Here is a 9,882-nt window from a genome sequence, read left to right on the forward strand (position 1 = left end):
TATTGAGAAACCGCACTTGCAGGTTCACGCATGAGCCTGCAGATCCAGTCCGATGTCTCGCTCAAGCCCTACAACACTTTTGGGGTCGATGTTCGGGCCCGGTTGTTTGCTCAGGCGCATACCGACGGTGACGTGCGTGAGGCCTTGGCTTATGCCGCGCAGCACCAGCTGCAACTGATGGTGGTGGGGGGTGGCAGCAATCTGTTATTGACTCACGACATCGACGCGCTGGTGCTGAGAATGGCCAGTCGCGGGATCCGCATCACCCACGAGGACTGCGGCACTGCAGTGGTCGAGGCAGAAGCGGGTGAACCCTGGCATCCGTTTGTGCAGCAGATGCTGGCGCGGGGCTTGGCCGGGCTCGAAAACCTCAGCCTGATTCCGGGTACCGTGGGTGCTGCGCCGATGCAGAACATCGGCGCTTACGGCGTCGAGGTCAAGGACGTGTTCCACAGCCTGACGGCGCTGGATCGCCAGACTGGCGAGCTGCGCGAGTTCTCTCTGGACGAGTGCGCCTTTGGCTACCGCGACAGTGTGTTCAAGCATCAGACCGGACGCTGGCTGATTTTGCGCGTGCGTTTCAAGCTCAGCTTCGCCGCCACTCTGCATCTGGAGTACGGCCCGGTGCGTCAGCGTTTGCAGGAGCAGGGCATCACCGAACCGACACCGATGCATGTCAGTCGGGCGATTTGCGCGATTCGCGGCGAGAAGCTGCCGGACCCCGCCGTCCTGGGTAATGCAGGCAGCTTTTTCAAGAATCCGGTGGTTCCAGCCGCACTTGCCCAGCGCATCAGGGATTTGCACCCGGGTCTGGTGGCGTATGCACAACCCGACGGGCAGATGAAACTTGCCGCAGGCTGGCTCATCGAGCAGGCAGGCTGGAAGGGCTTCCGGGAAGGTGATGCCGGCGTTCACGCGTTGCAGTCGCTGGTGCTGGTCAACTATGGCTCGGCGTCCGGGCTGGAGCTGTTGAATCTGGCGCGCAGGATTCAGGCCGATATTCTCGAGCGCTTCGGCGTGGTGTTGGAAATGGAACCCAATCTTTATTAGGCCTGCGATTTTCTATCCAGCCTTCCTCCTGCACGTCGCGGCAGACCATTGAAAACCCATTACACTTCAGCCTTTCGCGAGGCTGATGCTGTGGCCACGCGCTGGCATTTCAGAGATGTGGCATCCCCGATCAGAGGTTGAGCATGAGTCAAACCCTGTGCGCCATCGTCCTTGCGGCAGGACACGGCAGTCGTTATCGACAGGTCGCCGGCGCCCATCGCAACAAGCTGCTGGCGCAGTGCATCGGGCGCGACGGCGTCGAGCGTGCCGTGATCGAGCATGTCCTGATCGGATTACAGCCTGTGGTCGACAAGATCGTAATGCTGACGCGCCCCGATTATTCCTCTGTGATCGAGCTTGGCTTGCGCCACGGCTGCGAGGTGGTGGTATTGGAATCGCCGGGCATGGGTGACAGCATTGCCACCGCAGTCACGGCCCAGCCGCAGCACCTCGGCTGGTTGGTTGTTCTCGGGGATATGCCGTTCATTCAAGCGGATACCCTCAAACGGGTGGCCGATTCGATGAAGGACGACGCTATCAGCGTGCCGACGCTGGGTGGTCGGTACGGCCACCCGGTCGGGTTCGGTCGTGACTTTGGTCCGGCGTTGATGAGCCTGGCCGGAGAGAAGGGCGCCAAGCGGCTGTTTCAGGGGGCGCGGGTGCAGGCGCTTGAGGTAGAGGATCGCGGCGTGTTGTGGGATGTGGATGTGCCCGCTGCGCTGGTGTTCGAATAGCGTAAATCCGTACGTTCGGATAAACCCCCAATCGCCAGCAAGCTCACTCCTACAGATTCGCGGACATAAAAAAGCCCCACCTGCTTACACAGGTGGGGCTTTTCATTTACCGAAGATTACGCGAGCGGTTTAGGCTCTTTTCTTTCTTCCAGTTCTTCACCGTGCTCGGTCACGACTGCCTTGGCCGACTGGACGTTTTCGTCGCCGGCCGGGGCAGGGGAAGTGACAGCTTCGACTGCAGCGGGTGCAGGTTCAGCGACAGCTTCGAGCTGTGCAGCAGCGCTGGCGGCAGGAGCGGCCAGGGCCTCTTTCTGCAGGCGCTCGGCTTCCAGGCGACGGCGGCGGACTTCGCGCGGGTCGTTAGGTGCACGACCACCGCTTGCCACCGGCAATGCTGGCTTTTCAGCCTCGACCGGTGCAGGCGTCGACGCTGGAGCCGGTTCGACCGCAACCGGGGCTGCGACGATTTCCGGGGCGGCCAGTTCAGCCGGTGCTGCTGCGACAGGCTCGGCGACAGCCGCTTTCTCGACCACAGGCTCGGCGGCTTTGGGCGCTTCAACTGGAGCTGGAGCTTCGATCACAGGTGCTGGCGCGGGTGTTTCAACGACAGGCGCTGGAGCGGGTGCATCAACCACAGGCGCTGGAGCAGGTGCTTCAACGACAGCGGGTGCTTCAACCACCTCAGGGGTTTCGAGCTGCTCAGCTTGTGCGGCGGCCTTCACCTGACGCTCAAACGGACTCAGAGTGGCGTCGAACTGCGCGACTTCCACTTCTGGCATCAACGAACGGGTCGCTGTTGCAGTTGCAGCTTCAACCGCTGGCACTTCAACCACCGGGGCTTGAGCCTGCTCGACAGCCGGTGTTTCCACAGCTGCGGTGGCACGTTCAGCCTGCTGGTGCGCCTGGGCCTCGGCCTGGGCGCTGATCGCGCTTTCGGCGACGGCGGCGGTGACCGCCAGGCCTGCAGCGATTTCCGTGCTGTTGCCTTCGCTGCGCACGGTGTCCTGACCGTCTTGCTGCGGGTCTTCGGAACCTTCGTTGCCTTCAGTGCCTTCGATCACATCGCCATTGGCGTCACGTTGACGCTCACGACGGTTGCTGCGACGACGCTGGCCACGGGAGCGACGACGAGGACGATCGCCTTCAGCGTGCTCCTGGTTGTCATCCTGCTGCTCTTCGTTATTGAGCAACACTTCGTCTTCCGACGCTTCAGCTGCCTGTTCGGCGCGTGGTTGACGCTCTTCACGAGGTGGACGTGGCTGACGCTCTTCACGCGGTGCACGCTCAGGACGCTCTTCACGTGGCACGTTGACAGCCGGGGCGGCGTCCAGTGGCTCACGCAGTTCACGTACACGTTCTTCACGTGGCTTGCGGTCTTCACGCGGGGCGCGTGGTTGACGCTCCTCACGCGGAGCACGTGCCGGACGCTCTTCACGCGGGGCTGCGGTTTCGTCGCGGGTCTCACGTGGCTCGCGAGGGGCGCGTTCTTCGCGGGGAGCACGCTCTTCACGAGGAGCACGTTCTTCGCGTGGAGCGCGTTCTTCACGCTCTGCACGAGGTGCGCGTTCTTCACGAGGCTTGCGCTCTTCGTCGCGACGGCCATTGCGGCTGCGGCTTTGCTGACGACCGTTGCGGCGTTCTTCGTTGCGGGCCGGGCGCTCGGCGGCCGGTTTTTCAACGACGGCGGCCGGGGCAGCAGGCTCTTCTTTACTGGCGAACAAGCTGACCAGAGACTTCACCAGGCCTTTGAACAGGCTTGGTTCATGGGCCACCGGGGCAGGTGTCGGTGCTACCGGCGCTGCGACTTCGGTCGGAACCGGAGCGTTGGCGCGGGCCGGTGCGGTCTTGACGGCTGCTTCCTGGCGAACCAGGGTGCGGGTCGCGGCCGCTGGCTGAACTTCTTCGACTTCGGCCGCAGCAGCAGCGATTTCGTAGCTGGACTGCAGGCTGTGGGCTTCAGGGCTGTCATCACGCAGACGCTGCACTTCGAAGTGCGGCGTTTCGAGGTGATCGTTGGGCAGGATGATGATTCGTGCGCGAGTACGCAGTTCGATCTTGGTGATCGAGTTGCGTTTTTCGTTGAGCAGGAACGCGGCAACCGGAATCGGCACCTGAGCGCGTACTTCGGCAGTACGGTCTTTCAGGGCTTCTTCTTCGATCAGGCGCAGGATCGCCAGAGACAGCGACTCGACGTCACGGATGATGCCGGTGCCGTTGCAGCGAGGGCAGACGATGCCGCTGCTTTCGCCCAGCGAAGGTCGCAGGCGCTGACGGGACATTTCCAGCAGGCCGAAACGCGAGATGCGACCGACCTGAACGCGGGCACGGTCGGCTTCCAGGCTTTCGCGGACCTTTTCTTCCACGGCGCGCTGGTTCTTGGCCGGGGTCATGTCGATGAAGTCGATGACGATCAGGCCGCCGATATCACGCAGACGCAGTTGACGGGCGATTTCCTCAGCCGCTTCAAGGTTGGTCTGCAGGGCGGTTTCTTCGATGTCGCTGCCTTTGGTGGCGCGTGCCGAGTTGATGTCGATGGACACCAGCGCTTCGGTCGGATCGATGACGATGGAACCACCGGAAGGCAGCTCGACCACGCGCTGGAAAGCGGTTTCGATCTGGCTTTCGATCTGGAAGCGGTTGAACAGCGGAACGCTGTCTTCGTACAGCTTGATCTTGCTGGCGTACTGCGGCATCACCTGGCGGATGAAGGTCAGTGCTTCTTCCTGGGCTTCGACGCTGTCGATCAGGACTTCACCGATGTCCTGGCGCAGGTAGTCGCGGATGGCGCGGATGATGACGTTGCTTTCCTGATAGATCAGGAAAGGTGCAGAGCGATCCAGGGACGCTTCCTTGATGGCGGTCCACAATTGCAGCAGGTAGTCGAGGTCCCACTGCATTTCTTCGCTGCTGCGGCCAAGGCCTGCAGTGCGCACGATCAGGCCCATGTCGGCAGGGGCGATCAGGCCGTTGAGCGCTTCACGCAGTTCGTTGCGCTCTTCGCCTTCGATGCGACGGGAGATGCCACCGGCACGCGGGTTGTTGGGCATCAGCACCAGGTAACGACCGGCCAGGCTGATGAAGGTGGTCAGGGCTGCGCCCTTGTTGCCACGTTCTTCTTTTTCGACCTGAACGATGACTTCCTGGCCTTCGCTCAGGACGTCCTTGATGTTGACGCGGCCTTCCACGGATTTCTTGAAGTATTCGCGGGAGATTTCTTTCAGCGGCAGAAAGCCGTGACGCTCGGAGCCGAAGTCGACAAACGCCGCTTCAAGGCTGGGTTCGATGCGCGTGATCCGGCCTTTGTAGATGTTGGCCTTCTTCTGTTCGCGGGCCCCGGATTCGATATCCAGGTCGTATAGGCGCTGGCCGTCTACCAGCGCAACACGCAACTCTTCGGGTTGAGTCGCGTTAATCAGCATTCTTTTCATGTAGTACCGTCGGTTTCCGGGCTGCCGGAAACGGCGTTCGGCACACACGACTTCTCACGGTCGGTGTCAGGGCGCGTCAGGAGTGCCTGGGCACTCCAGTGTCTAGCGATATCCGGCCAGCGGGGCCGTAGTCGCGACGACGTTTCCTGCTTGCTGTGGTGACAAATGACACCCTGTCAGCAAAAGCTTGGTCAGGAGGAGGAATCAACCATCGGTAGCGGACGATATGAAGCGTCTTGAATAAAGCCTTTTGCTACACAGTCCGACGGTTGTGCGTCTCCACCCCACACGTATCCCTGATAATTCGGGTGCTGCCGCGCGCTGAATCCGCAGCGGGTTTGCATTTACGCGATCTTCGATAGGAAGTCCGCGCGTCATGGCTCAAATTAAGGCGTGGTTTCCGAAGCATTCGCCCGGAGCGTCTGCCAGCGACTGCACTTTGTGAACTGGCCTTGAACATGGGCCTCGACGGCGAGTGTTTGACTCTGCGATCGGGCTTGTTTCAGGCCTCATGTCACCTGCGCTCGTTACGCTTGCTGATCTTCCGTTGTCACCGAAAGCCCCGTAGGACGGCCTCGCGCCCTCGTGAATTGCGTTGGTCAGGGCCGGCTTGTCATACCGTTGGTCCGCTGTCCAGCCGCTTTTGGCGGCGTTCGCGACTATAGCAGCAATCATTAAGTGCTTCAAATCCATAAAAAATTGTTATGATTTGCGCCATGACGAATATCACACCCCCAACCCCCGGCGTCCAGCTGGTAGAGGTTGCGCCGGAATACGCCGGTCAACGCATCGATAATTTCCTGATCACGTACCTCAAGGGCGTCCCCAAGACCTTGATTTACCGCATATTGCGCAAAGGCGAAGTGCGTGTGAACAAGGGCCGGATCAAGCCCGAGTACAAGCTTCAGGCGGGCGACGTCGTGCGCGTGCCGCCGGTTCGGGTGCCTGAACGCGACGAACCGGTGCCGGTGGCACAGGGTTTGTTGCAGCGCCTGGAAGCGGCCATTGTCCATGAAGATAAAGGCCTGATTGTCCTCAACAAGCCCGCCGGCATTGCGGTTCATGGCGGCAGCGGCCTGAGTTTCGGGGTCATCGAAGCCTTTCGTCAGTTGCGTCCGGATGCCAAGGAGCTGGAATTGGTCCATCGTCTGGATCGCGACACTTCAGGGCTGCTGATGATCGCAAAAAAACGCAGCATGCTGCGCCACCTTCATGAGCAGCTGCGTGGCGATGGCGTCGACAAACGCTATATGGCGCTGGTTCGTGGCAACTGGGCCACGGCGCAGAAGCAGGTCCGGGCGCCGTTGCTCAAGAGCAACCTGCGCTCCGGCGAGCGTATGGTCGAGGTCAACGAGGAGGGCAAGGAGGCGCTGACGCTGTTCAAGGTGCTGCGGCGCTTCGGCGACTTCGCGACCATGGTCGAAGCACGACCGATTACCGGTCGTACCCACCAGATCCGCGTGCACGCCCTGCATGCTGGCCACTGCATCGCCGGCGACAGCAAGTATGGCGACGAGGATTTCTCCAGGGAGATCCGCGATCTGGGCGGCAAGCGGCTGTTCCTGCATGCCTATGCCCTGACCGTGCCGCTGCCCGATGGCGGCAAGCTTGAGCTTCAGGCGCCTGTCGATGAGATGTGGGCCAAGACCGTGGAGCGATTACTGAGTGCGCCGTGATTACCAGCTGCTGATTTTCGACTGGGACGGTACGCTGTCCGACTCCGTGGGTCGTATTGTCGAGGCGATGCGTGCCGCAGCCGAGCTGTCAGGCCGGCCGGTGCGCGATGATCTGGCGATCAAGGGCATCATCGGCCTGGGCTTGCCGGAGGCGATTCGCACGCTCTATCCCGAGATCAGCGCCAACGACCTGATCGATTTCCGTCAGCATTACGCCGACAACTATATGGCCATGGATGTCGAGCCGTCGAAGTTGTTCGATGGCGTGCTCGAGTCGCTCGAAGCCTTCCGTGCCGAGGGGTATCGCCTGGCGGTGGCGACCGGCAAGGCGCGTCGTGGCCTGGATCGTGTGCTCAAGGCCCATGGCTGGCTCGATTACTTCGACGCCACGCGGGCTGCCGACGAGACGGCCAGCAAACCTGATCCATTGATGCTCAACCAGATCATGCAGCACTGCGGCGTCGGCCCCGAAAAGGCGTTGATGATCGGCGATGCCTCGTTCGATCTGTTGATGGCGCGTAACGCCGGGATGGATTCGGTGGCCGTGGGGTATGGTGCCCAGGCGCTGGATTCCCTGCGCCAGTTCGAGCCGCGTCTGGCGATCGAGCATTTTTCCGAATTGCGTACCTGGTTGGGTTCGCGGACTGCACAATCTTCGTTGTTGGGGTAATTGATCTATGTCGGACGAATGGAAAGCACCCTCTGCGCAAGAGCGAGACGAGGCGGGTGATGCAAAAAGCTGGAAGCTGCTGGAGAAGACTCTGCTGGCGAATGTGCAGGAACACCGACGCACTCGCCGCTGGGGGATCTTCTTCAAATCCCTGACCTTCATCTACCTGTTCGTCATGCTGGCGGTGTTTTCGCCGCTGATGGATTTCGAAAAGGGCGCGTCGCGCAAGACCAGTCACACCGCGCTGATCGAAGTGAAGGGCATGATTGCCGATACCGAGGCCGCGAGCGCTGACAATATCGTTGGTAGTCTGCGTTCGGCCTTCGAGGACGAAAAAACCAAGGGCGTGATCCTGCGCATCAACAGTCCGGGCGGCAGCCCGGTGCAGTCGGGCTACATCTATGACGAAATTCGTCGTCTGCGTGCGCAGAAGCCCAATATCAAGGTGTATGCGGTCATCACTGATCTGGGTGCATCCGGGGCTTACTACATTGCCAGCGCCGCCGACCAGATCTACGCCGACAAGGCGAGTCTAGTGGGCTCCATTGGCGTGACCGCGGCCGGTTTCGGGTTCGTGGGCACCATGGAGAAGCTGGGTGTGGATCGTCGCACCTACACCTCGGGTGAGCACAAGGCGTTCCTGGATCCGTTCCAGCCGCCCAAGCCTGACGAAACGGCTTTCTGGCAGGGCGTGCTGGACACTACTCACAAGCAGTTCATCGCCAGCGTCAAGGCCGGTCGAGGGGATCGCTTGAAAGACAAGGAGCATCCGGAGCTGTTTTCCGGCCTGGTCTGGACCGGCGAACAAGCGGTTGCGCTGGGCCTGGTGGACGGGCTGGGCAGTGCCAGTTATGTCGCTCGCGACGTGATCGGTGAGAAGGAAATGGTTGATTACACTGTGCAGGAATCGCCGTTTGACCGCTTCTCCAAGAAGTTGGGCTCAAGCGTCGCCGAGCAGATTGCAATGTGGGCAGGCTTCAAGGGGCCGACCCTGCGCTGATCGCCCTGGCTGCATACGAAAAAACCCGGCCATTGGTCGGGTTTTTTTTCGGGGGTTGATTGCGGCAATGGCCAATCGGTCAGGGGATCTGCACGCCTTCGACCGTCAGCATGTCTACCAGTCTTATTAAAGGAAGGCCGATCAGGCTGGTGGCGTCAGGGCCTTCGGTGCTGCGAAACAGGCTCACGCCCAGCCCTTCGGCCTTGAAGCTGCCAGCGCAGTCGTAGGGCTGTTCGGCATGCAGGTATCGGGCGATGCGCGCCGGGTCGAGGTCGCGCATGTGCACGGTGAACGTCACGCAGTCCACCTGGCACTGCCCGGTCTGACTGTTGTACAGGGCAAGGCCGGTCAGGAAGCTCACGCTTTTGCCGCTGCTGGCGGTCAGTTGCTCCAGGGCGCGCTCGAACGTATGCGGCTTGCCGATAATCTGCTCACCCAGTACGGCCACCTGGTCGGAGCCGATGATCAAGTGGCCGGGGAACTGCTGCGCCAGGGCCGTGGCTTTTTCCCGGGCCAGGCGTTTGACCAGCTCTGTGCCGGACTCCTGAGGGCGGTGGCTTTCGTCGATGTCGGGGGATGCGCAGACGAACGGCAGGCGCAGGCGGTCGAGCAATTCCCGGCGATAAGGCGAGCTGGAGGCGAGGAGCAAAGGCAGCATGGGGTTCTCCGATACATGAAAGTCGAGTGTAATCAGAGGGTCAGGTTGCGAACAGTCCTGAATTTCCTTTGACAGTCGCAGGTCTCGTCCCTAGAATGCTGCGCCTATGTTGAATGACCCGATTCCACCTCACGTTGACCCGCGCAAATTAGCTGATCGTGGCACTACTCTTCAGGGAGAGCTGCTGCTGGCTGATTTGGAGAGACTCTGCGACCCGCTTGCTGACAATCTCGGTACAGTGCAGGCGAAATTCGTTTTTGAGCGAGATGAACGACGCGCCGTGGTTATCCACAGCGAAATCGACGTCGAAGTCAAAATGGTTTGCCAGCGTTGTCTTGAGCTGGTCATCCTGCCGATCCACAGCGAATGCAGTTATGCCGTGGTGAAGGAGGGTGCAAACACCCAGTCGTTGCCGAAAGGCTATGACGTGCTGGAACTCGGCGAAGATCCATTGGATCTGCTGGCCCTGATCGAGGAGGAGCTTCTGCTCGCCTTGCCCATTGTGCCTGTGCATGATCCGAAAGAATGCCAGCCGCCGGCGGGCCTCGATGAGCCCGAACCGAGCGAGGACGAGGTAACGCGGTCCAACCCGTTCAGTGTATTGGCGCAGTTAAAGCGTGACCCAAACGTTTAGGAGTTAATCAATGATGGCTGTTCTGCAGAACA

The 9,882-nt window shown here is 60.8% G+C and carries 8 protein-coding genes; 6 read left to right on the forward strand and 2 right to left on the reverse strand.

Features of this window, described 5'->3' with window-relative positions:
* The first annotated feature begins 30 nt into the window (after window positions 1-30).
* Both murB and ACI2KS_RS22630 read left to right on the forward strand, forming a co-directional pair.
* Window positions 31-1,050, forward strand: a complete 1,020-nt coding sequence (gene murB, locus ACI2KS_RS22625) for a UDP-N-acetylmuramate dehydrogenase (RefSeq protein ID WP_404623236.1) — start codon at window positions 31-33, stop codon at window positions 1,048-1,050.
* A 143-nt stretch (window positions 1,051-1,193) separates the two neighbouring features.
* Window positions 1,194-1,784, forward strand: a complete 591-nt coding sequence (locus ACI2KS_RS22630; RefSeq protein ID WP_404623237.1) for an NTP transferase domain-containing protein — start codon at window positions 1,194-1,196, stop codon at window positions 1,782-1,784.
* Between the two features lie 116 nt (window positions 1,785-1,900).
* On the opposite strand, the gene rne is transcribed toward ACI2KS_RS22630, so the two are convergent.
* Entirely contained in the window at window positions 1,901-5,212 is a 3,312-nt protein-coding gene (gene rne / locus ACI2KS_RS22635) for a ribonuclease E (protein ID WP_404623238.1), read from the reverse strand.
* 716 nt (window positions 5,213-5,928) lie between these two features.
* On the opposite strand from rne, the gene rluC reads away from it, so the two are divergent.
* The 3 genes from rluC to sppA are packed head-to-tail and all read left to right on the forward strand — an operon-like array spanning window position 5,929 to window position 8,558.
* Window positions 5,929-6,888: a 23S rRNA pseudouridine(955/2504/2580) synthase RluC gene (gene rluC, locus ACI2KS_RS22640; protein WP_404623239.1), complete on the forward strand. Its 960-nt coding sequence runs from the start codon at window positions 5,929-5,931 to the stop codon at window positions 6,886-6,888.
* The gene (locus ACI2KS_RS22645; RefSeq protein ID WP_404623240.1) at window positions 6,878-7,558 is read left to right on the forward strand and encodes an HAD-IA family hydrolase; all 681 of its coding nucleotides are present in this window, start codon (window positions 6,878-6,880) and stop codon (window positions 7,556-7,558) included. Before rluC ends, ACI2KS_RS22645 begins: the two co-directional genes overlap by 11 nt.
* A gap of 7 nt (window positions 7,559-7,565) precedes the next feature.
* On the forward strand, window positions 7,566-8,558 hold the full coding sequence (gene sppA, locus ACI2KS_RS22650) for a signal peptide peptidase SppA (protein ID WP_404623241.1): 993 nt from the start codon (window positions 7,566-7,568) through the stop codon (window positions 8,556-8,558).
* 79 nt (window positions 8,559-8,637) lie between these two features.
* Here the strand turns inward: sppA and ACI2KS_RS22655 are convergent, their stop codons facing one another.
* Complete coding sequence (locus tag ACI2KS_RS22655) at window positions 8,638-9,216, reverse strand: Maf family protein (RefSeq protein ID WP_404623242.1); 579 nt, start codon at window positions 9,214-9,216, stop codon at window positions 8,638-8,640.
* 106 nt (window positions 9,217-9,322) lie between these two features.
* Here ACI2KS_RS22655 and ACI2KS_RS22660 point away from each other — a divergent pair, with 106 nt between their 5' ends.
* Window positions 9,323-9,850: a YceD family protein gene (locus tag ACI2KS_RS22660; RefSeq protein ID WP_404623243.1), complete on the forward strand. Its 528-nt coding sequence runs from the start codon at window positions 9,323-9,325 to the stop codon at window positions 9,848-9,850.
* Window positions 9,851-9,882 lie beyond the last annotated feature (32 nt).

This window comes from Pseudomonas sp. NPDC087358 (genome assembly GCF_044900785.1).
Lineage (GTDB): Bacteria > Pseudomonadota > Gammaproteobacteria > Pseudomonadales > Pseudomonadaceae > Aquipseudomonas.